Genomic DNA, 22,444 nt, shown 5'->3' with positions numbered 1-22,444 from the left:
TACCTATTTGGTTTCTACGCTCGCACAGATATGGTGCGCGCTCGGGCACGAGCTTTCGGCCGACCGCTGACGCCCGCGCTCGTTGCTGCCCTCCTCGTCGGCACCCGGCTGCGGCTGGGCTTGCTGGCGAAGTTCACCGGACGGTACAGCGACCTCGGGCGCAAGTCGGGTTTGAGAGATGGCCTGGCATACATGCGCTCGTTTCGTGAGGACGTTGCGCGCCGCGAACGAGATGAACAAGAGCGACTTCGCGCCCTCGATGAGCACGTCGGAGATGGCGGTGTAGATGACCAAGGTGCACACCTAGATCGCCGGGAGTTCGAGGCCACGAAAGATCGCCTCGACTGGATCTGGACATGCCAGAACGGCCAGTTCGATCGGCAGGGAGGGCGCTACTGGACGGATCTTCTTGACTGGATTGTTGACGCCGAGAAGCACGGGCTCCCCCAGGCGCACGGCTTCTTCGTGGAGGTCACCCGAGACGGTCAGATGTTCCGCGCCTGGCGGCGCACGCCGGGTGGAGCGGTGCTGGGAGTAGGGGCGCGCGAGCGGGGCTCCAAGTTCCTCTTCCAGGGCGAGGAACCTCCGACGCAGTGGCCGGGTGAAGCCGTAGCTTGGGTTGACGCCATCCGCGCGGAATGGCCTCCCGATTGGCACCGCAGCGACCGGTCACGACTGTGAGTGAATGTGGAGTGTGACGGCACCATGCGTAGTTGGGACTTTCTGAAGCAAGAAGACCTCCCCGACATCTGGGGTGGGCAGTCAACGAGCACGCAGACGGTGATCGATAGCCACCTGCTTGACGCTGTGACAGCGGGTCCGATACCCGACCACCCCGACGTCGAGGTTGCAGTCGCCTTGGCTCGTTTCGTGCACGAGGAGTATGAAGGGCGCGGAACTCACGAGAATCAGGTCTCGTCGCAGGCGGATTCCGCCACGATCATGCGCGCATTGAAGGCGGTACTTCGGCGGATGAACATCGATACCTTCAACCCGCCGTATCGCGACTTCGACACGTTCTACAAGTACTGGCGGACATCAGGGGCAACTGGGAGCTGGCAAGCTCGCCGGGATCTGCTCGATGCGGATTTCGAGCCCCTCCACCAGCTTCTGGACGAGCGCGAGGCGGGCTCTATTCACTCGACCCTTGCGACAGCAGTCTCACCTCACCGAGTCACCGGGTGGCCGCGCGTTGACGAGGAAATATCGGAGCTGAGGCGACACTTTGAGACGGCGTCGACGCGGCAGGATTACTCCAATGTCGGCAATGATGTGGTCTCGGTGCTGGAGGCTGTGAGCGCGACCGTGTACGACCATGCGACTCACGGCCGCGCCGACGAATCAGAACCTCCGATTGCTAGCACCAAGAACCGCCTAGACCGCTTCATTGAAGTTTCCCTTGACGGCCGGGATAACGCTGAGCTTCGCAAATTGGCACGCGCTTCTATCGAGCTTGCGCAAGCAGTCAAACACCGGCGGGAGACTGTCACGCGGCTGGAGGCGGGTGTCGCGGCCGACGCGGTCATTCTCCTCGCCAACATGCTGAGACGTATCCAAAGCTAACGAGCCAAGGACGGAAGGGCGTGCGCTCTGTGTCATGCTTCCCAAATGGGCTGGAAAGAGTTCGCGGCTTCCGTCATCGGAGATGTGCTCTCGTGGCCGGTCGTTTTCTTGGTTGTCATCTTGCTCCTTCTCAAGCCGTTACGCCGACTGATTGGGCGGTTGCGCAGCTTCAAGGGGTGGGGCGCTGAGATGAACCTGGCTGAGGACCTTCTGACGATCTCCACGCGGACTGAAGAGAGGCTGGAGGCGGCAGAGCCCAACGGTGCGAGCAACGCGGGAACGCGGGACGGCACAACAGTGCCCCTCCGGTCTACGCGCCGTGACGACGGCGGTCGCAAACCGGACAGCAAGGACAAGCATCCCCAGTCAGGCGGCGAGGCGTCGGAGGAGGTCGCGTTTTACGACACTGAAGCGGGGGCTGAGATTGATCCCGTTGGGGCGATCATTTTTTCCTGGTCTGATCTGCTGCACAGCCTGGTGATGCTTGACATCGCCTCGCTAGGTCCCAATAGGCCAGCGAGCGGCGAACGAAACATCTTGAAAGAGCTGGAGCGAGCGGAGCTTCTCGACGAGGGCCTCATTACGTCAATCCGGGGGCTCCAAAAGGTTCGAAACCTCGTGGCGCACGGTCAAGTCGTCCCATCACCGGCAGAGGCGCTCAGCTATAGACGCACGGCGCGAAAGCTCGCCAATCGAGCCGACATGTTGACGGGTCAGCTCACAGCGAAGTCGAAGCCATCGGGGCACCTCGACCCCTAGATTTTCGACGCGGGCGATCGAGTGATCCGGTAAATCGTTGCGATCGAGACTCCCAGGGTGCGGGCGATGTCGGGCACGCTCTCGCCCGAGTTGCGCAAGGTCTGCGCCGTGCGAGCTTGCTTGGGGTCGGTCACCCTGGGGCGACCACCGACTCGGCCCTGCGCCTTAGCCGCGGCGAGTCCGGCGACGGTGCGCTCGGCAATGAGATTGCGCTCCAGTTCGGCGAAAATACTGGCCATCTGAAGCATGGCGCGTCCCATAGGGGTGGCACTATTCAGGCCGTCCGAGACCGACTCGATATTGATCCCGCGCTCTGTGAGGTCAGCGAGGAGCTGCGCAATGTGGAGTGAGCTGCGGCCCAGGCGATCGAGACGGTAGACGACAATCGTCACCTCGTGCCCAGCCTGACGCTCGGCGTAGGCATCGGCGAGCATGGCGTCCAGTCCGGGGCGCGAGGTCCTCGTGCCGCTGACTCCGTGGTCGGAGTACCGGTTCCGGCGCAGGACCTTCGCGTCTTCCAAGGCGCTGAGCTGAAGAGCTTCATCCTGGGCCGAGGTCGAGACACGGGTGTAACCGAGGCGGATGTTTTGCGGGGCCGTCACGAGTCCAGTGTCTCATTAAGTCAGACGTTTAGGCGACTCATTCTCGCTTGAGTTCTGACGCACCTTCCGATGCTGGGGTGAGCCCAGGGATACGCGCAGCCTGATTGGCGCGCTGGTCTCTCGTCTCGGCTTCGTTTTTGAGAGGCCTCCGTCGGCTGTGTCAGGCGAGCTGCGGAGCGACGTCATCGCCGGAGTCGTCACCTATTCGGCGCATTCCGATCTGCACGGGTGGTGCGGTGCCCAACAGGATCGCTTCGATGTCGCGCGAGTTCTGGGCATCGTCGGTGATTGACATGGGGCGAAACACCGGTTCCCATCGGTCGGTCACCGTGGGGCCTCGCCCTCGCCCAGCACGCCGCGGAGGGCCTGCTCTGCGCCTTCGAGGAAAGCTCGCTGAACGGGTGTCGCGCTCTGCTCGCCACGCTCCACCGCGGCCAGGCGGGCGGACAAGGCGTCGGCGGTGGCGCGGATCTCGTTCGGTGGCATCATCTCGGGACCTTCCTTTCGATGGGGGGAGGTGGCCCGCCTCTCACTCCTGCCCATGCCCTAGGAGAAAGTGAGAGGCGGGCCGCCGACACCTCGGCCGTCGTCGGGGAAGGAGGGCCCCTCCGAGATGTCGGCGGGGTGCAGCGCTGTCGTCACTGCACCGGACCGGCCGCGATCGCCGCAAGGAGGTTCGACGATCCCGGCCGGGGGTCAACGGCTTGGAAAGGCGCGGCTGCGCAGCTCGGCCACGTACTCGCGCGGAAGATCCGCAATCTCGACCACGCGCCCGTCCTCGACCGTGAGGCAGTGCAAGATCTGCTCACGATCCAGCACGAGTGCACTCCGCGGCTGGATGCCGACAGAGATCCGCGCACCGGCCGGGACCGCGACGGTCGCGCCAGCGATCGTGAGCAACACGCTGCGTTGTCCCCGGAACGTCGGCTCCACCAAACGCTTTGTGAGGGGGAAGCCACTCTGAGAGCGCCTCTCAGGCGACTGTGCGCGCTTCTGCGCTGCTTGCAGGGCTCGTGCCACCTGGGCGCGTTGGGTGGCGGCTGCGGGCTTCTGAGTGCGCTGTGCGGTGGTCACTGGGGTTCTCCGATCCAGTACGCGAAGCTGCGGAGGGACATGAGCACGATCGCGTGCCTCACGGGCAGGCCGGGGCGCTGGATGACGGCTGCGGCCAGGCGGTTCCCGTCGGCTGCGGCTGCGACCTCTGCGAAGTCGAGGCGCTCGGCATGGCCACGATCGAGAAGATTCGCGCCAGAGGTGAGGGTCCAGCCCGGGACGCCGCCGATACTCCCCGCGGCGTGATGGTTCAGATCGAGCGAGCCGCGCACCGCGGCGGGGAGACTCGTCTTCGAGCGGATGTAGGACACGACCTCGTCGCGGAACTCCCGCCCGCGAACGGCGTTATTCTCCGGCATTGCCTAGGTCGGCGTGGGGTCTGGTGCCGGGGTCGAGGTGGCGGGCGTGAGGTCTCCGGCGAGTGCTCGCGCATAGATTTCCAGCTCGACTGCGACGAGCTGCTGCTCGGTGGCTCGCCCCTTGCGGAAGAGCACAGCGGCTCCGTACGGCACCCCGTCGTCGGCGGCGACGATGCGGGCGAGGCGCAGCGCCTCTGCCCAGTCGCGGCGATATGCGGGGCGGAGGGCCAGGGACCAATTCGGCACACCGTGGATGTCGCTCATGCGGTTGAGCCGTCGGAAGCTGACAGGGCGCTCGACAGGGAAGCCGGTCACTGCGCGGAGCAACCATGCGACGGCCTCGCCCCAGTCGTGAGCGCGGCGGTCCACCTCCTCCCGTGCTCCTCGCTGTCGGTGGGTAAGGCCGGTCATCGCAGCGCCCCGCCCTGGGCTCGTGCGTCCGCCGCGCGGGCGCTGGCGTCGAGGCGTTCACGCTCCGCGGGGTCCGACCACGTCGTGGATGATGTGAGGGGCGCGGGGCCGTAGCGCCGCTCGACCGCCGCACGCGCCAGGGCACGCTCCCGGGGGTCCTCGATCCGCCACGCGGCGACCCGGGCGGCTTCGCGGGCCTCCTCCCAAGCGGCCGACCCGCGCTCCGGGATTGAAAGATCCTCGGTGACGTCGTCTGCGGGTGCGAGCATGCGTCGGCCCCAGAAGGCCGTCTGCTTTTCCTCGTCGTGCACGAGTGCTGGCCAGCCCGGGTCACCATTGCGATCGCGGCTCGCCTCGACAAGATCGCTGGTCACGACGAAGACCTTCCCGCGAGCGAGCGTCATGCCCGCGCCGCCCAGTGTTCCGCGGCCGGTCGGCAAGCTGAGTCCATCGTGGAGAGCGACGATGCGCTCGCCGGGGGTCGCAATGCGAGGAGTCATGCTGAGACCGCCTTTCGAGTCGTTTCGGAAAACAGGATGCGGAGGTCCGCTGCGTCCTCTGAGCGGTCGGCAGCATCCAACTCGGTGGCCAGCGCCTCGCCGACGGCGGGGTTAGCGCGAACGGCTCGCTGGACAGCGGCTGCGAGGGCGGCGAGCTTAGGTAGTTCGTTGAGCGCTTGATCCGCGGGGATGCCTACGCGGTCGGCAATAGAGGCCAAGAGACTCTGCTCTGCAACGATCGCTCGGATCGCCGTCGAGTCGTGGCCAGTCGCCATCGCTCGCACGCGGATCTCGCTAGCGGCGCTCATCAGCTCGACCATGCGGGATGCGATCGTCACCGCTCCGAGGCCCAGGCGAGCGCCCTGGTTGCCGCGCAGCTCACTGGCTACGTGATTGTTCCAGTGCCGCTCGATCGAGTCAGGGAAGTAGAGGGAAAACCGGGTCTCCCGCGATACGGACGCGAACGAGGCACCGTTTGCGAGGGCTCGCTCGATGCGGTCGCGATTCTGGCTGTCGTTGCACAGACTGCATTCGCGCGGCATCCTGACCTCCTCCTGAAGGGGCTCTGTGCCGCTTCATTAAGGATATCGACCTCACCCCGGCGGAATGATGGCGATGCGGCACACGGGTTTCAGAACGCCCCGGAGGCGAGAAGGTCGTCCAGATCGAGGACAGGTCGGCATGTGCCTGTTGTGGTCCAGGTGCGGCGGCGGAAGCTTCCAGCCTCCAACTCGTGCACGAGGCCCAGTGCGTCTGCGTCTCCGTCCCGAACGCTGCTCCAAAGGGACGACGGGGTGTCAGTGGCATCAGCGCGGACGCGGCTCTTGGTCACGTAGCGGGCTGCACGGTGGAGGTCGGACTCTCCGATGAGTGCGATTTGCTGCCCCTGCGGCGATGCGTGCCGGTCCAGCTCAGCGGCTTTGACTATCCAGCGGTCGCGCAGGGTTAGCGCGAACTGGCGGGCTTCGCCACGGGTGAGACGTTTTGGAAAACAGACCAAGAGGTGCCCGTGTGGATGCCATCCGGCCTCGGTGTGCTCGACCTCGATCGCACGGGCGGTTCCGGAGACTCCTCGACGCTTGAGCCAGCTTCCCGCGGTCGTGGCCTGAATGACCTGCACAAGAGCGCTCCAGTGGCTTCTGAGGCTTTCTCCGGGCTGTCCCGCGATCGTGGGAGTCCAGAGAAGCACCGTGCCGTGTTGTGCTGTTGTGAGCGAGTCGAGGAGTGACCTACGGTTCTGACCGGCCCGGGCTGTGCTGCATACCGCGCAGAGCGCGGACTCGCACCGTCGCCCACCTTGCCTACATCGCCGGATGCCCTGACGGAGCGAATAGAGGCGCANGCAGAGCGCGGACTCGCACCGTCGCCCACCTTGCCTACATCGCCGGATGCCCTGACGGAGCGAATAGAGGCGCCGTATTCCGTTTAGCTCGTACTGGGCGTTATATCGATCGCCTCGATTTAACCCGTCTTGATGGATGGACCGTGCCGCGACGAGATTGGATGCGGCTCGGTCAGCGCGCTCGTGAGCGACGCAGGCCTCGTGGGTAAAGGGGACGCGACGCCCCGCGCGTGGGTGCGACGGATCGGCTAAAGTCGGCACTAGAGATCGTTTCTTCAGCCGCCTCAGACCTGGCCGGGTCGGGGCGGGTTCTCTTTGCCCCCTGGGCGGATGAGGCCGAGGTTATCTCATCAGGCGAATTTATACTCTGACCTGGTATTTATTTCCTTACTCGCACTAACCAACATTTGACGCTGGTTCGCGCTAGATATGCACAACGTTGCTAACAGGGGGTTCGCGCTAACCGTCCTAGGCTCGGGGCTATGAGTGGATCTGATTGGATTGCGATCGCGGCGGCCTTAATCGCCCTCATTGGTGCGGGATTCGCAGGGTGGCAGGCCCGGGAAGCATCGCAGGCCCGTCGCGATGCGGCGCAGTCCAGCAAAGAGGCCGCAGCACTCGCCGCCGAGTCCGCCGCGGCCTGGAGGAGCATCGCCGAGTCGCAAAAGCAAGTCGCACTCGCGCACCGGCCGAAGGCTTGGAGCGACGTCAAGGCGGGCCCTGGCGACCTCCGAACTATCCGCAACAGCTCAGAGCGCCCAATTCGCGTGGAGCGTATTGACGCTTCCCCCGAGGCCGCTCAGGCGCTTGTGCGGGTTGAGGGAGGGATACCTCGGACGCTCAAAGCGGGTGAGCTGCTGGAGCTGTTCGTTTCAGCACGAATGAGCCTCGCGGTGCGTAACGTGACGATTGTCTGGCGGTTTGCTGACGAGGACGGGCCGATTCACGATTCTCAGCGCCGCGTGAACTAGCTGCCGCCACCCTTCGGGCACCCGCCCCCTGCCGTGGACAATCCGTGGACAATCACGGGCCCTGCGCGAGGTAGATTATGGGGCGAAGGAACCGTCATGTTTTGCGAAATATCGCGGGTCCAGGCACAAGCAAAAGGGTCCTACATCTGTCTTCCAAACAGATGATGCGAGTTCGATTCTCGTCAGCCCCTCAACCCGTCCCGCGCCTAGGGATTCTCCGCATCGGCATCCGATCGCCGACGACACTCTCCGCGGAACGATTCCGGCAGCACGACGTTCTGCCCGGCTCCCGCGAAGAACCCGGCCACCTGCGCGGGTCGATATCCCGCGATCCCGCACCCGACCTCGGTGACGAGGAACCGCAGGTGGGGGTGATCCGCCGCGAACGCGACGAATCGCCGTGCCTGCTCCTCGAACACGGCGAGTCCCGACATCGTGTCGATGCCGTACGCCTGCCCCTGCAGCCCCTCGCTCTGACCCCAGACCGCTCCGAAACGGTCGAGGGCGAACCGCGCCGCTCCCCCGCCGTGCGCCCCGGACGCGTTCGATCCGAACACGAAGATCTCGTCGGGGCCGAGCGTCGTGATGTGCATCTCGCGAGACTACGCGTCGCGCTGCTGCTCGGGGCCGGCCCATCCGCCCAGCGACAGGTCGAGATCGAGGCCCGCTTGCGCGTCGGTGGGGACGTCGAATCCGCAGGCGGCGTAGAGCGCCGCGTGCCGCCACGACCCGCGCGGCCACGATCCTCGCGCCGCCGCGACACGGACCCGCTCACGGCGTATCGACGAGGCGGTTGCGCAGATGACGACTCCCGGGCGGCGGCGGCATCGCCGACAGCGACACCGCTGGCCACGACACCACAGTCCCGGCGCGGGCCCCGGTCAGAGCCGCGGAACTTCACCCGACGGACGCGTCGATTCGCTCCCCCTGGGTCAGTTCATCCACATACGCAGGTCTCGGTCGATGTCCGTGACCGGCGACGCGGCGCGATGCCGCGCCGCGTGCGCCACGTACGTCTGGGCGTTGCGCAGGATCTTCGCCCGCTCCTCGTCGTTCAGCGCGCGACGCACCCGGGCCGGAACCCCCGCGACGAGCGATCCCGCCGGCACGACGGTGCCCTCGAGCACGACCGCTCCCCCGGCGATGAGGCAGCCCGGACCGATATCGGCACCCGAGAGGATCACGCTCCCCATCCCGATCAGCGAACCGTCGCCGATGGTGCACCCGTGCACGACGGCGTTGTGTCCGACCGAGACGTCGGCGCCGATGACGACGGGGCGTCCGGCGTCGACGTGGACCGAGACGTTGTCCTGCACGTTGCTCCGGGCGCCGACGGTGATCGACGCGCTGTCGCCCCGCAGAACCGCGTTGTACCAGACGCTCGCATCCGTCGACAATCGCACGTCCCCCACGACTCGGGCTCCGGATGCCACGAACGCGGTGTCGTCGATCTCGGGAGCAGCATCGGGAAAGGCGAGCACGACGGCGTCGCGAGCGATGGTCATGGCCCGACCCTAACGACCCGCGGCTCCTGGCCGCACGCGCGGCCCTACTACGGGCGGGGGCCACTTCCCTGCCGGGAGCGCGAAGCCGATAACGCCGGCGATTCACTGGCCCAGACGGGGCGTGGCAGCGGCGCGCTCGCGGCCGGCGCGCTCCCGGCATCCGGAGCCCAGGGAGCGCGGACTCGCGCTCCCTGCGAGAAGGCGGGAGCATAGGTGAGGATTGCCTATTCATCAGGTATTTAGCCGAGCCTCATCTTGCTTGCGGAATGTCCGCGAGTGAGTAGCGTTGCATCCATCGAGACTTCGAACGTCGCCTAAGGAGCAAACATGAGCACCGTTCACACCCCCGCCGCCACCACCGTCGACTCCACCATGGCGTCCGGCACCGCGCAGTTCCTGTCCCCCGTCGTGATCGGCCTCGAGGCGCTCGTCGTCAACGGCAAGCAGGCGCACTGGCACGTCCGCGGATTCAACTTCATCGGCGTGCACGAGTTGCTCGACACCGTCGTGGCTCACGCGCAGGATTGGGCCGACCTGGCCGCCGAGCGCATCGTCGCCCTGGGCCTGCCCGTCGACGCGCGCCTGTCGACGGTCGCGGCCAAGGCGAAGGCCACCGAGGTCCCCGCCGGCTTCGCGCAGTCCGACGTCGTCATCCGCGCCGTCATCGCCGACATCGACGCCGTGCTGCTCGACATCGAAGCCGCCATCGAGGGCCTCGACGAGCTTGACATGACGAGCCAGGACGTCGCCATCGAGATCAAGCGCGGTCTCGACAAGGACCGCTGGTTCCTGTTCGCGCACCTCGCGGCGTAATTACTCCACGAAGGGGGCGGTGCTTCGGCACCGCCCCCTTCGTCGTCCCCACGCACAAGACGCCGGGGCTGTCGTCGCGCGCGAATCCGAAGCGGCGAGGACTGCCGCCTCAGGAGCCGTGCGTCACGCGCCCCGCGAGCAGCGTCGTGCGCACCGGCATGGCGCGCAGACCCCGCTCGTCAGCGGCGTGCGGATCGTCACCCACGATGACGAGATCCGCCAGGGCCCCGGGGCTGATCTGCGCCGGCGCCGTCGATCCTCCGGCGGTGGACGCCGCGATGGCGGTGTCGATGTCGATCCGCTGGTGCGGGTGCCAGGCGTCGCGCCCGTCGCGCGTGCGGAACACGGCCGACGCCATCGCCGCCCAGGGATCCATCGACGCCACGGGCGCGTCGGAGCCGAACCGCACGTTCGCCCCGCTGTCGACCAGGGCGCGCAGGGGGTAGGGCTGAGCGGATTGCTCGGCCCAGATGGCATCCGTCATGTCGCGATCGTCGAGCGCGTGCTCGGGTTGCACGCTCGCCGCGACGCCCAACCGGGCGAAACGCGGAATGTCGGCGTGCGCGACGAGCTGTGCGTGCTCGATAGTGCCCACCGCGCCGGTGCGTGCATACGCGTCGAGAGCGTGCGCGTTCGCGACGTCGCCGATGGCGTGGATCGCGCACTCGAGCCCCGCGGCGGTCGCCCGCGTCATCATGTCGACGAGCGCGTCAGGGGGCACGGTGAGCAGTCCGTGGTTGCCGATCTCACCCGGGTAGTGGTGGGCGCACGCCGCCGTGCGGGTTCCGAGCGACCCGTCGGTGATGGCCTTCAGCGGTCCGACGCGCACGAGGTCGTGCGCTGCCCCGCGCACCCGGTCGCCGGTGCGCAGGCCCTCGGCGATCGCGCGGTCGAGGTGCTGCGGGTAGGTGCCGTACGAGACGCGGAGCGTGTCGAAGCCCCGCGCGACCCGCCGCTGCCAGGGCTCGTCGTTCCACGTCATGTCGAGGTCGACGAGTCCGACGATCCCGCGCGCCGCGGCGGCGCGAGCCATGCGCTCGACGGCGTCGTCGGCACGGTCCGGGTCCATGGCGTTGAGTCGGCGCGAGATCTCGAAGGCGTCCTCTTCGCGCAGCATCCCGGATGCCACGGGCTCGAAGCCCTCGCGACGGAACGCGGCGCTGTTCATCCAGACGCTGTGCACGTCGGCGTTGACAAGGTAGGTCGCCCCGTCTCCGGTCGCGGCGTCGAGCAGGGCGAGACTCGGCTCGTCGGGCCACAGCCCGTCGCGGAAGCCGACGCCGATGCGGCGTCCGTCGCTCTCGGGGGCGAACGCCATGATCGATGCGGCATCGCGCGCCGAGGCGACCTCGCCGAGCGGCACGCGCTCGGCGACCAGGGCCCACTGCAGCACGTGCACGTGGTGGTCCCAGAGGCCGGGCAGCAGCCAGCCGCCCTCCCCGTCCACCACCACGCCGGTGGGCCGGAGGTTCCCCGTGGGGGCGATGTCGGCGATCACTCCGTCGGCGATGACGAGGTCGACGGGCTCCGAGGTGGGGAGGAACTCACGACCCGGCCCCGCCACCCGCACGGCGCGGACGAATCCGACGTGCTCGCCGATCACGCGCGTCCCCGGGCGTCTTCGGCGCGGCGCATCTCGCCGGCGAGCTCGGGGTGCTGTGCGGACAGCCCCGCGATGACGGTCTCGACCACCTCGGCGCTCTTGTTCTGGCTCAGCTTGCGTTTGGCCGTGACCCGCGTGGGTGTCAGGCGGAAGCCGACGGTGCCGCGCTCGAGGCGTTCGACGAACGTCGCGTCGTTCGGCAGGGCGTACAGGGTCCGCGCGTCGTCGGCGTCGCCCTCGAACCGCTCGACGAGACGTTCGAGTACGCGGAGGTTCTCGTCGGGCGTCAGGATCTCCGGGATGCCGGAGAGGTGCGCCGACACGAAGTTCCAGGTGGGGACGGCGGGCACGTCGCCGTACCACCGGGGAGTGATGTATCCGTGCGGGCCCTGCACCACCACGAGCAGCTCGCGGTCGCCGAGACCGAGGATCGCGTCGTCGGGCTTGCCGACGTGCCCGACGATGGTCAGGTCGTCTCGCTGGTCGTCGAGCATGACCGCATAGTGCGAGGCGACGAGACCGTCGTCGCCCTGACCGACGAGGGTGACCCACGGGTGGCGGTCGATGAGACGCCGGATCTCACCGACGTCGGTCATCGCGAAGCTGGGGTTCTGGCGCACCGGATCAGCCTAGAACGCGGCGGGCTTCACCAGGCTCATCCGCCGACGCGGCGCGCGAGGCACCGGGCTCGTCGACGGGACCGTCCCCGGCAGATCAGGCCCGGCAGATCAGGCCTGGCAGCGTGGGCACCAGTAGAGCTTGCGCCCCGCCGCCTCTTCCATCACGATGTCGGTGCCGCATACGCGGCACGGCAGACCCGCGCGGTGGTAGACCCAGTGCCGGTCGTCGCGATGGGCCATGGCACGGCGATACGCCTCGGGATCGAGGTCGTCCATCGTCATCATCTGGCCGGTCTCGACGCCGATCGACAGCAGTCGCACCCAGTCCCGCCACATGCCGCGGACGACCTCTTCGGGCACGTCGCGGCCAGGCGTGTGCGGATTCTGCCGGGCTCGGAAGAGGATCTCGGCGCGGTAGACGTTGCCGATTCCGCTGACCACGGCCTGATCCATCAGGAGCAGGCCGATGGCGGTGGGCTTCTTCTCGACGGTCGCGGTGAAGCGTTCCTCGCCCTCGGCGACGTCGTCGACGAGGGGGTCGGGGCCGAGCTTCGCGATCGTCGCCGCCACCTCGTCGGGCGTCTGCAGCACGCAGGCCGTGGGGCCGCGCAGATCGGCGCACGTCGTCTCGGTGAGAAGACGCAGCCGCACGGCGCCGACCACCGGCGGTGGCCACTCGACCTGTTCGTCGAGACCGGTCGTCTGCTCCGACATGCGCACCCGCGCGCGCCGGGGGGCACCGATCGAGCTCAGGGAGTTCTCGCCCGCGGCGTCGAGGATCGGCGCGTCGTCGAACGTCGTGCCGCGCTGGTTGGTGTGCCCCATGCGGCCGTTCGCCGAGGCGATCGTCGCGTCGAGCGCCACCTCGCCCGAGAAGTCCCACGCGCCGTACATGCCCAGGTGCACGCGAAGCCACACGTCACCGTCGAACCGCAGGAACATCTGCTTGGCGACGGCCCGCACCTCGACCGCTTCGCGTCCGTCGAGCACCGACGCGCCCTCGACGAAACGACCCTGGGGGCTGGATGCCGCCACGACGCGCCCCACGATGTTGCGGTCGAACTGCCGCGCGATGCGGTGGACGGAATGCCCTTCGGGCATCAGCCTGCCTCGGGGTCGAACGAGTCGCTGGCGTCGGTCAGGGTGTTCTCGCCGCGAGCCGCCCGCGGGTCGGGCAGCAGCACGCCGTCTTGCTCGTACGCCGCGAGCTGGCCGATCCGGCGCGCGTGGCGTTCTTCGCCCGAGAACGGTGTCGCGATGAAGCGGTCGATGAACGATGCGGCCTCGTCGAACGTGTGCTGACGCGCGCCGATCGAGATGACGTTGGCGTCGTTGTGCTCGCGCGCGAGCTCGGCGGTCGACACGTTCCACACCAGCGCGGCGCGCACGCCCAGCACCTTGTTCGCGGCGATCTGCTCGCCGTTGCCCGAGCCGCCGAAGACGACGCCGAGCGCGTCGACGCCGTCGGCCTGATCACGCACGACCGCTTGAGCGGCGCGGATGCAGAAGGCCGGGTAGTCGTCGAGCGGGTCGTACTCGAGGGGGCCGTGGTCGACGACCTCGTGCCCCTGGGCGGCGAGGTGGTGCTGGATCTGGGTCGAGAACTCGAGACCGGCGTGATCGGTGCCGATGTGGATGCGCATGCGCTCATCTTATTGACGGCCGCCGACATCAGGGGGCGGACGCGACGACGCCGCCCGCTCCCCGGAAGAGAGAGCGGGCGGCGTCGGATCGGGTCAGGGGCGAACGCCCGCGGCGACGGGCTTGAACCCGGCGCGGATGTTCTCGCAGCAGCCGGGGCGACACACGTCGTACCACGGCCCCAGGTCGGTCAGGTGCGGGCGTTCCGATTTCGGAGTGCCGTTCAGTCGCTCCTCGACGAGGTCGACGAGGCCCGAGACGTAGGCCGGGTCGACGCCGGGCGTGGGCGTGCGGACTGCGCGGATGCCGGCCTCCTCGGCGGCCTCCATGGCCTCGGTGTCGAGGTCCCAGAGCACCTCCATGTGGTCGCTGACGAAGCCGAGCGGCACGATCGCGACGGCCTCGACCCCGCGGCCGGGAAGTTCGGCGATCACATCGTTGACGTCGGGCTCGAGCCAGGGCTGCGTGGGCGGGCCGGAGCGCGACTGGTAGACGAGCTCCCACTCGACCTCGGCGACGGCGTCGGCGACAGCGGCCATGACGACCTCCGCGACGGCCTTGTGCTGGGCCTCGTACGCGCCCCCCTCACCGAACTCGACGTCACGGGGGCCCGAGCGCTGGGCGTCGGCCATCGGAATGGAGTGGGTCGAGAACAGCACACGGATCTTCTCGGGCGCGATCCCGTCGGCGACGAAGCCGGCCACGGCATCCGTCACTCCGCGCAGGAACGTGTCGACGAAGCCGGGGTGGTCGAAGAACTGGCGCACCTTGTCGATCGTCACGGTCTCGCCGAGCCCGGTCGACTCGAGCACGCGGGCGTAGTCCTCGCGGTACTGCCGGCAGCTCGAGAACGAGCTGTACGCGCTCGTGGCGATCGCCAGAAGAGTGGTGTGGCCGGCCTCGGCGGCCTCGGTCACGGCTTCTTCGAGGTAGGGCGCCCAGTTGCGGTTGCCCCAGTAGACGGGCAGGCCCAGCCCGCGCGCAGCGATCTCCGCCTCCAGAGCCGCCTTCAACTCGCGGTTGTGCTCGTTGATGGGGCTGACCCCGCCGAAGTGGCGGTAGTGATGGGCGACCTCTTCGAGGCGCTCGTCGGGGATGCCGCGTCCGCGCGTGACGTTGCGGAGGAAGGGGATGACGTCGTCCTGCCCCTCCGGGCCGCCGAATCCGGCGAGGAGGATGCCGTCGTATGCGACGGGCGTCTCGACCCACTTTGGCCCCGACGCCGCGGCGGGCGAGGCATAGAGGACGGGTTCAGGGGTGGTGTCCGTGTCGGTCGTGCTCACGCAGACATCCTCGCACCTGCATGGCGAGCCCGGGCGCGGGTTATCTCGTGACTAGGCTTATCTGGTTGTCATCGTCGCCGACGGCGTCCGTCGTCACCCGCGAGAGCGCTCGATCTGCGACGATCCACCCTCATCCCAGGGAGTACGCCAGTGCCAGGAGAGAACCTCACCCGCATCGAAGCGCAGGAACGCCGCGCCGTCGTCGACACGCACGCCTACGACGTGCAGCTCGATCTCACCCGCGGCGACGAGGTCTTCTCCTCGCGCACCGTCGTCACCTTCGCCGCCACCGAGGGCGCATCGACGTTCATCGATCTCATCGCGCGCACCGTGCACTCCGTCACGCTGAACGGCCGCTCCCTCGACCCGGCCGCCGTGTTCGTCGACTCGCGCATCGCGCTCGACGAGCTGGCATCCGAGAACGAGCTCGTCGTCGAGGCCGACTGCGAGTACACGAACACCGGCGAGGGCCTGCACCGCTTCGTCGACCCCGTCGACGGCGAGGTCTACCTCTACTCGCAGTTCGAGGTTCCCGACTCCCGCCGCATGTACACGGTGTTCGAGCAGCCCGATCTCAAGGCCGCCTTCACGTTCTCGGTGACCGCCCCCGCGCGCTGGAAGGTCGTCTCCAACTCCCCCACGCCCGAGCCCGTCGCCGTCGGCGACGACACCGCCCGCTGGGACTTCCCCCCGACGCCCCGCATCTCGTCGTACATCACCGCGCTCGTCGCGGGTCCGTACGAGGCGACCTTCTCGGAGCTGACCAGCGCCGACGGCCGCGTCATCCCCCTCGGCGTCTTCGCCCGCAAGAGCCTCTGGCAGCACCTCGACGCCGACTACGTCTTCGACAAGACGCGCCAGGGCTTCGCGTACTTCGAGGAGAAGTTCGGGTTCCCGTACCCGTTCGCCAAGTACGACCAGCTCTTCGTGCCCGAGTTCAATGCCGGCGCGATGGAGAACGCCGGCGCGGTGACCTTCACCGAGACCTACGTCTTCCGCAGCAAGGTCACCGACGCGGTCAAGGAACGCCGCGTCGTGACGATCCTGCACGAGCTCGCCCACATGTGGTTCGGCGACCTCGTCACCATGAAGTGGTGGAACGACCTCTGGCTCAACGAGTCGTTCGCCGAATGGGCGTCGACGATCGCCACCGCCGAGGCCACCGAGTGGAAAGCCGCCTGGACCACCTTCAACGCGATGGAGAAGACCTGGGCCTACCGTCAGGACCAGCTCCCCTCGACCCACCCGGTCGTCGCCGAGATCACCGACCTCGAAGACGTGCAGGTCAACTTCGACGGCATCACCTACGCCAAGGGCGGGTCGGTGCTCAAGCAGCTCGCCGCCTGGGTCGGGATCGAGCAGTTCTTCGCCGGGGTCGGCGCGTACTTCCAGAAGCACCAGTGGTCGAACACCGAGGTCGGCGACCTGCTCGTCGAGCTCGAGGCCACCAGCGGCCGCGACCTGGGCGACTGGGCGAAGAAGTGGCTCGAGACGGCGGGCGTCAACACGCTCTCGCCGCTCATCGAAGAAGGCTCCGACGGCACTATCTCGCGCTTCGCGATCGTGCAGACGGCGCCCGCCGACTACCCCACCATCCGTCCCCACCGCCTCGGCGTCGGCTTCTACTCGCTCAACGACGCCGGAGCGCTCGAGCGCGTGCACCGCGTCGAGATCGACGTCGACGGTGACCGCACCGAGGTCGCCGAGCTCCGCGGCATCCGTCGTCCCGATCTCGTGCTGCTCAACGACGACGACCTGGCCTACGCGAAGATCCGCCTCGACGAGCGCTCGCTCGCCACGGCGATCGCCCACCTGAAGGACATCTCCGACCCGCTGGCCCGCTCGCTCGTCTGGGGTGCGGCCTGGGATCAGACCCGGGATGCCGAGTCCTCGGCCACCGACTACCTGGATCTCGTGCTGCGCAACATCGGTTCCGAGACCGAGTCCACGACGGTGCGCACGACGCTCGGTCAGCTGCAGCTCGCAGCCAACTCGTACGTGACGCCCGCGTCGCGTGAGGCGGCTCGCGCCCGCGTCGCCGACGGCCTCTGGGCGCTCGCCCAGGCCGCCGAGGCCGGCAGCGACAGCCAGCTGCAGTTCGTCACCGCGTTCGCCTCGGCGGCCTCGACTCCGGCGCACGCCGAGACGGTGCGGGCCCTGCGCTCGGGCGAGACGGTGCTCGACGGCCTCGAGATCGACACCGACCTGTCGTGGCAGTTGCTCATCTCGCTGGCCACGGCCGGCGCGGTGTCGGCCGACGACATCGACGCGGCCCGCGCGGCCGACAACACCTCGAAGGGTGGGGAGCTCGCCGCCCAGGCGAAGGCCTCGCTGCCCACGCACGAGGCGAAGCAGCAGGCGTGGAACTCGCTCATCGACAATGCCGACGCGCCGAACACGATCGTGCGTTCGACCGCCCTCGGCTTCACGCACCCGGCGACGGTCGACGTGCTGGCCGACTTCGTCGAGCCGTACTTCGCGATGCTGCTGCCGATCTGGGAGTCGCGCAGCTACCAGATCGCGCAGTACCTGATCGTGGGTCTGTACCCCGCCGCCCTCGCGAACACCGCCCTGCGCGATGCGACCCGAGCCTGGCTGACGCAGAATGCCGACGCCGCCCCGGCGCTGCGCCGCCTCGTCGGCGAGAACCTCGCCGGCGTGGAGCGTGCGCTGTCGGTCCAGGAGCGCGACTCGCAGTAATCGCGCCCCTCAGAATGCCCCCTCCCTCACCGGGAGGGGGCATTCGTCGTTCGCGGGTCATCCTCGCGTGGACCCGGATCATCCCCTGGGAGGATGCCCCCGCCCGGGGCGCCTCCGTAGCGTGAAGGCATGATCGTTGCAGAGCACCTCACCAAGCGTTACGGCGACAAGACCGCCGTCGACGACGTCTCGTTCACCGTGGCCCCCGGCCGCGTCACCGGCTTCCTCGGCCCCAACGGCGCGGGCAAGTCGACCACCATGCGCATGATCGTCGGTCTCGACCGTCCCTCGACGGGTTCGGTCACCGTCGGCGGGCAGGACTACCGCCGCCTGCGCTCCCCCCTCACCGAGGTCGGCGTGCTGCTCGACGCCAAAGCGATCCACACCGGGCGCTCGGCGCGCAACCACCTGCGCGCCATGGCCGCGACGCACGGCATCGGGCGCAGCCGCGTCGACGAGGTGATCGAGCTCACCGGCATCGGCTCGGTCGCCGGCAAGCGGGCGGGCAAGTTCTCGCTCGGCATGGGCCAGCGTCTCGGCATCGCCGCCGCTCTCCTCGGCGACCCGCACACCCTCATCCTCGACGAGCCGGTCAACGGCCTCGATCCCGAGGGCGTGCGGTGGGTGCGCCAGTTCGTCCGCCATCTGGCGGGTGAGGGTCGCACCGTGCTGCTGTCGAGTCATCTGATGAGCGAGATGGCGCAGACCGCCGACCACGTCATCGTGCTCGGCCGCGGACGCGTCCTGGCCGATGCGCCGCTCGCCGACCTCGTCGGCACCTGGACCACCACGACCCTGCTCGTGCGCTCCCCGCGCCTGGCCGACCTCGTCTCGGCCCTGCAGATCCCGGATGCCACGGTGACGGCCACCGAGCCCGGTGCCGCTCAGATCACCGGCGTCACGGCGCAGACGGTCGGCGACCTCGCCGCCGCTCGCGGCATCCCCCTCTATGAACTGACCCCGCGAGCGGGCTCGCTCGAGGACGCCTACCTCGCCCTCACCGACGACTCGGTCGAGTACAAGATCAAGGAGATCGCATGACCGCCGTCGCTTCCGCGCCGACCACGCGGGCCCACGCCCTCGCCTCGACCGCGCACCGCCTCAGCTTCATCCACCTGATGAAGAGCGAGAGCATCAAGATGCTCACCCTGCGCTCCACCTGGTGGTCGCTCGGCGTCACCGCCGCCCTGTCGGTCGGGATCTCGTTGCTGATCGCCGCGGCCTCGAGCGACATCGGCGGCGGCTTCCCCGCGGCGAACGTGATCCTGGCGCCGACGCAGTTCACGATGCTGGTCGCCGGCATCCTCGGTGCGATCGTCATCACGGGTGAGTACTCGACCGGCATGATCCGTTCGACGCTCACCGCCGAACCCCGTCGGGGGGCGGTGCTGGTGGCCAAGGCCCTCGTCGTCGCACTCGTCATGGCCGTGACCACCGTCGTCATCTACGCGGTGGCGATCGCCGTGACCGCGCCGCTGGTCAGCACGGGCCTCGACTGGTCGACGCCCTCGGAGTCCCTGGTCCCTCTCGCGTTGGGGGTCGTGTCGATGGCGGCCTTCACGCTGATCGGTCTCGGCTTCGGCTTCGTCATCCGCAGCGGCGCCGGCGCCATCGCCGCCACGGTCGGGGTGCTCTTCGTGCTGCCCATCGTGTTCAGCCTGTTCTCGTTCGCGGGACCGAGCTGGCAGTGGATCCTCGACGCGGCCGACTACCTGCCGGTCAACGCCGCGGTGCAGCTCACCACACCCGGCGGCACGGAACTCGGCCAAGGCGCCCTCACCCTGGCCGCGTGGGCCCTCGCGCCGCTCGTGCTGGGCTGGATCTCCCTGCGGTCGCGCGACGTCTGACCCCTCCTCCCCACCACGGATGCCTCGACGCTCAGCCAGCGCCGAGGCATCCGTCGTTACGCTGTGACGGATGTCTGTTCTCGCCGAAGTCCCCGAACCGAGCCCGTCTTCCACCGCGCCCCCGGCCGACATCGGCAGCCTCGATTTCTGGACCTGGGTCGGCGGCCAACTGCTCGGCTTTGGTGGCGTGCTGCTGCAGATTCTCGGCATCGTCGTCGGGATCGCCATAGCGGCATGGATCCTGCGCGTCATCATTCGGCACGTGGTCGATCGCATCGTCAACGGCGCCAAGAGCAAGGCGCGCGTCGACGACACCCAGGCCCTCGACCGGTCCCCGCTCAGCGCGGTGCGACTCGTGCAGCGCACGCGCACGCTCGGCACGATCCTGCAGAACATCGTCAACGTCATCTTGGTGATCGTGGCGCTCGTGTGGGTCGCCGGGATCGTCGCGCCGAACGCGCTGGCCTCGCTCACCCTGCTCACGGCCGCCGTCGGTGCCGGTCTCGGTTTCGGCGCGCAGAACATCGTCAAAGACGTGCTCAACGGCATCTTCATCGTCGCCGAAGACCAGATCGGCATCGGCGACGTCGTCGACCTGGGCCTGGCGACCGGCATCGTCGAGTTCGTCAGCGTGCGCATCACCCACGTCCGCGACGTCAACGGCACGCTCTGGTACGTCCGCAACGGCGAGATCACCCGCATCGGCAACATGTCGCAGGGCTGGTCGCGCGTCATCATCGACCTCGCCGTTCCCACCGACGCCGACATCGACGACGTCGAGACGGCGATGCTCGCCGCGGCGAAGACGATGTCGAAAGAGTCCAAATGGCGCTCGCGCATCATCGAGCAGCCCGAGATCTGGGGCCTCGAGTCCATCAGCGGTGACGCTCTCGTCATCCGCCTGGTCATGAAGACGCGCTCGAGTGCCAAGGACGACGTCGCCCGCGAGCTGCGCGCGCGCCTCAAGCGTGCGATTGATGCGATGGGCATCGCCCTGCCCCAGCTGAACTCCATCATGCTCAGCGGGCCCGAGGGCGCGCAGAGCGTGCGCGGCGCGCACCCGCCGAAGACGAAAGAGACGCCGGTGGCGCCCGGCGCCGACCGCCCGCGTTGGAAGCCCCGCGGCCGCCGGATCGAGTCGTCCGACACCGCCGACGACCACGACGACGCCGTCCCCACGAAGACGAAGAAGAAGGCCGTGCGCGACGAGACCCCGACGGCGACCCTGGATCTCCCGGGCGCCGAGGTGCCCGGGGCCGACGTCGCCAAGCCGACGCCTCCGGCCGTCCGTGCCGACCAGGAGGAGCAGTCGTGACCGAACCCATCAGCTTCTACGACCAGGTCGGCGGCATGGACACCTTCCGTCACCTGGTCGATGCGTTCTACCGCGGCGTGGCCGGCGACGAGGTGCTCAAGCCCATGTACCCCGAAGAAGACCTCGGGCCGGCGGCCGAACGTCTGACGCTCTTCCTCGCCCAGTACTGGGGTGGGCCGGCGACCTACGGCGAGACTCGAGGTCATCCGCGTCTGCGCATGCGCCACATGCCGTTCCACGTCGATCCCGACGCCCGCGACCGGTGGCTTCGGCACATGCGCGCCGCCGTCGACGAGATCGCGCTGCCGCCCGCGTTCGAGGCGCCCCTCTGGGACTACCTCGAGCGCGCCGCCTACGCGATGGTCAACACGTTCGAGCCCCGCGGCATCGGGCCGCAGCAGAACGGGCGCCCCGACACGGGTCTCCCGGTACGCGCCGCCGACTGAGCGACGTCACGGGGCGGCGGGTGCCGATCACCGCCGCTCCGGCGCCGTGGTCATACCGGCCCGCGCGCCGTCGGGTCGGCCGCGCCGTCCGCCTTGCCGCGTCGACCGGCGCAACGTCGACCGGCGCAACCTCGACCGGCGCAACCTCGACCGGCGCCACGTCAGCTGGCTCGAAGCTGGCCGCCCGCGCACTGTCGCGCATTCACGCGGTGCAGCGGGTCGTCGGGCCGCCTCAGCGTCCGAGGAAGTCGCCGAAGCCCGGGATGTCGAAATTCGACAGACGTTCCCCGAGCCCGCCGACCTGATCGCCCAGACCCGACACCGCGTCCTGCGCGCCGCCGGCCCAGTCGCCCGCCGCCCCCAGATCGACGCCGCCCGCGAGTGTCTCGAGGTCGACACCGGATGCCAGAGCGTCGAGGTCGACGCCCTCGGCGAGCCCGGCGAAGTCGACGCCCAGCTGACCCGCCTGCGCGAGCAGGGGCCCCGCGACCGCACTGACGATCGCTCCGCCGGCCACGGCGGCGAGCAGCCCGCCCGCACCCACCACTCCCGCGCCGATCAGCCCGCCGCGGCCCGCGCGGGACAGCATCTGCGACATGCGACCCGGACGCGTGGCCTCGGCGCGTGCGGCCGTGCGGGCGAGGTCGTCGGGGGCGTCCGAGCGCGGACGCTCGTGCGGGTGCAGGTCGGTATCCATGCGCTCGCGCACGTGCGCGCGCTGCTCGGGCGTCAGTCGCGCGAAGGCCTCGCGATGCATCTGCTCCACGCGATCGGGGTCGGCCGTGCGCAGCAGGTAGTCGTACCGCGCGATCGCCCCGCGGTCGTCGGCCGAGAGCGCCGGGGCCGAGCCCGACGTGGGCGGCGGAGCGTATCGGCCGGTGTCTCGGCGCGAACCGGCGACGGGCGCGGGAGCGGGTGCGGAGTCCGCCCGGCGGTCACCGGTGACGGCATCGGCGGCGGAGCGCACCATGGTGCGCCAGTCGCGGGAGGCACCCGACGAGGGGTGGGGAGCGGAGCCGTCCCGCGAGGACGACGAGGACGACGCCTTGTCGACGGCCTTCGAAGCGAGATCGAACAGACGGGAGAACGAGACCATGGGGTACCTCTCGAC

General features: G+C 68.7%; 26 protein-coding genes. 10 read left to right on the top strand and 16 right to left on the bottom strand.

Annotation, left to right across the window (positions count from 1 at the left end):
- Positions 1-30 precede the first annotated feature (30 nt).
- Genes IFR11_RS01560 through IFR11_RS01550 form a run of 3 tightly spaced genes read left to right on the top strand, consistent with a single transcriptional unit; the run spans position 31 to position 2,322 of the window.
- A complete protein-coding gene (locus IFR11_RS01560; protein WP_191915003.1) occupies positions 31-681 on the top strand; it encodes a hypothetical protein in 651 nt (216 codons plus the stop codon).
- A 24-nt stretch (positions 682-705) separates the two neighbouring features.
- Positions 706-1,563, top strand: coding sequence for a hypothetical protein (locus IFR11_RS01555; RefSeq protein WP_191915002.1), 858 nt, complete (start codon positions 706-708; stop codon positions 1,561-1,563).
- Positions 1,564-1,608: 45 nt separating this feature from the next.
- On the top strand, positions 1,609-2,322 hold the full coding sequence (locus IFR11_RS01550; RefSeq protein WP_191915001.1) for a hypothetical protein: 714 nt from the start codon (positions 1,609-1,611) through the stop codon (positions 2,320-2,322).
- Here IFR11_RS01550 and IFR11_RS01545 read toward each other — a convergent pair.
- From IFR11_RS01545 to IFR11_RS01515, 8 genes are all read right to left on the bottom strand, one after another.
- The gene (locus tag IFR11_RS01545) at positions 2,319-2,924 is read right to left on the bottom strand and encodes a recombinase family protein (protein ID WP_342030230.1); all 606 of its coding nucleotides are present in this window, start codon (positions 2,922-2,924) and stop codon (positions 2,319-2,321) included. The two genes, IFR11_RS01550 and IFR11_RS01545, sit on opposite strands and share 4 nt — an antisense overlap.
- Positions 2,925-3,084: 160 nt before the next feature.
- Positions 3,085-3,219: a hypothetical protein gene (locus IFR11_RS16495; RefSeq protein ID WP_274604415.1), complete on the bottom strand. Its 135-nt coding sequence runs from the start codon at positions 3,217-3,219 to the stop codon at positions 3,085-3,087.
- A gap of 29 nt (positions 3,220-3,248) precedes the next feature.
- Complete coding sequence (locus tag IFR11_RS01540; protein ID WP_191915000.1) at positions 3,249-3,413, bottom strand: hypothetical protein; 165 nt, start codon at positions 3,411-3,413, stop codon at positions 3,249-3,251.
- Positions 3,414-3,620: 207 nt separating this feature from the next.
- Entirely contained in the window at positions 3,621-3,827 is a 207-nt protein-coding gene (locus tag IFR11_RS16205; RefSeq protein WP_192040442.1) for a hypothetical protein, read from the bottom strand.
- 167 nt (positions 3,828-3,994) lie between these two features.
- Complete coding sequence (locus tag IFR11_RS01530) at positions 3,995-4,336, bottom strand: hypothetical protein (protein WP_191914998.1); 342 nt, start codon at positions 4,334-4,336, stop codon at positions 3,995-3,997.
- A 3-nt stretch (positions 4,337-4,339) separates the two neighbouring features.
- Positions 4,340-4,600: a hypothetical protein gene (locus IFR11_RS01525; RefSeq protein WP_191914997.1), complete on the bottom strand. Its 261-nt coding sequence runs from the start codon at positions 4,598-4,600 to the stop codon at positions 4,340-4,342.
- A 143-nt stretch (positions 4,601-4,743) separates the two neighbouring features.
- Positions 4,744-5,187, bottom strand: a complete 444-nt coding sequence (locus IFR11_RS01520) for a hypothetical protein (RefSeq protein WP_191914996.1) — start codon at positions 5,185-5,187, stop codon at positions 4,744-4,746.
- Positions 5,188-5,243: 56 nt separating this feature from the next.
- Positions 5,244-5,789 (bottom strand): hypothetical protein, encoded by a 546-nt coding sequence (locus IFR11_RS01515; protein ID WP_191914995.1) that lies wholly within the window; start codon positions 5,787-5,789, stop codon positions 5,244-5,246.
- A gap of 1,282 nt (positions 5,790-7,071) precedes the next feature.
- On the opposite strand from IFR11_RS01515, the gene IFR11_RS01510 reads away from it, so the two are divergent.
- Positions 7,072-7,560, top strand: a complete 489-nt coding sequence (locus IFR11_RS01510; RefSeq protein ID WP_191914994.1) for a hypothetical protein — start codon at positions 7,072-7,074, stop codon at positions 7,558-7,560.
- A gap of 206 nt (positions 7,561-7,766) precedes the next feature.
- Here IFR11_RS01510 and IFR11_RS01505 read toward each other — a convergent pair whose 3' ends face one another.
- Both IFR11_RS01505 and IFR11_RS01500 read right to left on the bottom strand, forming a co-directional pair.
- The gene (locus IFR11_RS01505; protein WP_191914993.1) at positions 7,767-8,153 is read right to left on the bottom strand and encodes an A1S_2505 family phage non-structural protein; all 387 of its coding nucleotides are present in this window, start codon (positions 8,151-8,153) and stop codon (positions 7,767-7,769) included.
- A 339-nt stretch (positions 8,154-8,492) separates the two neighbouring features.
- Entirely contained in the window at positions 8,493-9,065 is a 573-nt protein-coding gene (locus IFR11_RS01500) for a gamma carbonic anhydrase family protein (protein ID WP_191914992.1), read from the bottom strand.
- Positions 9,066-9,392: 327 nt separating this feature from the next.
- Here IFR11_RS01500 and IFR11_RS01495 point away from each other — a divergent pair, with 327 nt between their 5' ends.
- Positions 9,393-9,878, top strand: a complete 486-nt coding sequence (locus tag IFR11_RS01495) for a Dps family protein (RefSeq protein WP_191914991.1) — start codon at positions 9,393-9,395, stop codon at positions 9,876-9,878.
- 109 nt (positions 9,879-9,987) lie between these two features.
- Here the strand turns inward: IFR11_RS01495 and IFR11_RS01490 are convergent, their stop codons facing one another.
- The 5 genes from IFR11_RS01490 to IFR11_RS01470 all read right to left on the bottom strand — a co-directional run bounded on the left by IFR11_RS01490 (position 9,988) and on the right by IFR11_RS01470 (position 15,025).
- Positions 9,988-11,481: an amidohydrolase family protein gene (locus IFR11_RS01490; protein ID WP_191914990.1), complete on the bottom strand. Its 1,494-nt coding sequence runs from the start codon at positions 11,479-11,481 to the stop codon at positions 9,988-9,990.
- Positions 11,478-12,101 carry an FMN-binding negative transcriptional regulator gene (locus IFR11_RS01485; protein WP_191914989.1) on the bottom strand — a complete coding sequence of 208 codons (624 nt, stop codon included), beginning with the start codon at positions 12,099-12,101 and terminating at the stop codon, positions 11,478-11,480. Before IFR11_RS01485 ends, IFR11_RS01490 begins: the two co-directional genes overlap by 4 nt.
- Positions 12,102-12,209: 108 nt before the next feature.
- Positions 12,210-13,202 carry an Fpg/Nei family DNA glycosylase gene (locus tag IFR11_RS01480; RefSeq protein WP_191914988.1) on the bottom strand — a complete coding sequence of 331 codons (993 nt, stop codon included), beginning with the start codon at positions 13,200-13,202 and terminating at the stop codon, positions 12,210-12,212.
- The gene (locus IFR11_RS01475; RefSeq protein ID WP_055836828.1) at positions 13,202-13,744 is read right to left on the bottom strand and encodes a ribose-5-phosphate isomerase; all 543 of its coding nucleotides are present in this window, start codon (positions 13,742-13,744) and stop codon (positions 13,202-13,204) included. The genes IFR11_RS01480 and IFR11_RS01475 overlap by 1 nt, the downstream gene beginning before the upstream one ends.
- A 93-nt stretch (positions 13,745-13,837) precedes the next feature.
- Positions 13,838-15,025 carry a ferrochelatase gene (locus IFR11_RS01470; protein ID WP_055836825.1) on the bottom strand — a complete coding sequence of 396 codons (1,188 nt, stop codon included), beginning with the start codon at positions 15,023-15,025 and terminating at the stop codon, positions 13,838-13,840.
- A 150-nt stretch (positions 15,026-15,175) separates the two neighbouring features.
- Between IFR11_RS01470 and pepN the strand changes: the two genes are divergently transcribed.
- The 5 genes from pepN to IFR11_RS01445 all read left to right on the top strand — a co-directional run bounded on the left by pepN (position 15,176) and on the right by IFR11_RS01445 (position 21,333).
- A complete protein-coding gene (pepN, locus tag IFR11_RS01465; RefSeq protein WP_191914987.1) occupies positions 15,176-17,725 on the top strand; it encodes an aminopeptidase N in 2,550 nt (849 codons plus the stop codon).
- Between the two features lie 129 nt (positions 17,726-17,854).
- Complete coding sequence (locus tag IFR11_RS01460) at positions 17,855-18,766, top strand: ABC transporter ATP-binding protein (protein ID WP_191914986.1); 912 nt, start codon at positions 17,855-17,857, stop codon at positions 18,764-18,766.
- Positions 18,763-19,572, top strand: a complete 810-nt coding sequence (locus IFR11_RS01455; protein ID WP_191914985.1) for an ABC transporter permease — start codon at positions 18,763-18,765, stop codon at positions 19,570-19,572. Before IFR11_RS01460 ends, IFR11_RS01455 begins: the two co-directional genes overlap by 4 nt.
- A gap of 70 nt (positions 19,573-19,642) precedes the next feature.
- Positions 19,643-20,887 (top strand): mechanosensitive ion channel family protein, encoded by a 1,245-nt coding sequence (locus IFR11_RS01450; protein WP_191914984.1) that lies wholly within the window; start codon positions 19,643-19,645, stop codon positions 20,885-20,887.
- Positions 20,884-21,333 (top strand): globin domain-containing protein, encoded by a 450-nt coding sequence (locus tag IFR11_RS01445; protein ID WP_082516559.1) that lies wholly within the window; start codon positions 20,884-20,886, stop codon positions 21,331-21,333. The genes IFR11_RS01450 and IFR11_RS01445 overlap by 4 nt, the downstream gene beginning before the upstream one ends.
- A gap of 232 nt (positions 21,334-21,565) precedes the next feature.
- Here IFR11_RS01445 and IFR11_RS01440 read toward each other — a convergent pair whose 3' ends face one another.
- The gene (locus IFR11_RS01440) at positions 21,566-22,429 is read right to left on the bottom strand and encodes a cation-transporting ATPase (RefSeq protein ID WP_191914983.1); all 864 of its coding nucleotides are present in this window, start codon (positions 22,427-22,429) and stop codon (positions 21,566-21,568) included.
- Positions 22,430-22,444: the final 15 nt, after the last annotated feature.

The organism is Microbacterium sp. CFBP 8801 (assembly GCF_014839455.1).
In the GTDB taxonomy this organism is placed as follows: domain Bacteria; phylum Actinomycetota; class Actinomycetes; order Actinomycetales; family Microbacteriaceae; genus Microbacterium.
The sequence above is the reverse complement of the archived record's forward strand: the minus strand, read 5'-3'. Positions and strand labels throughout refer to the sequence as shown.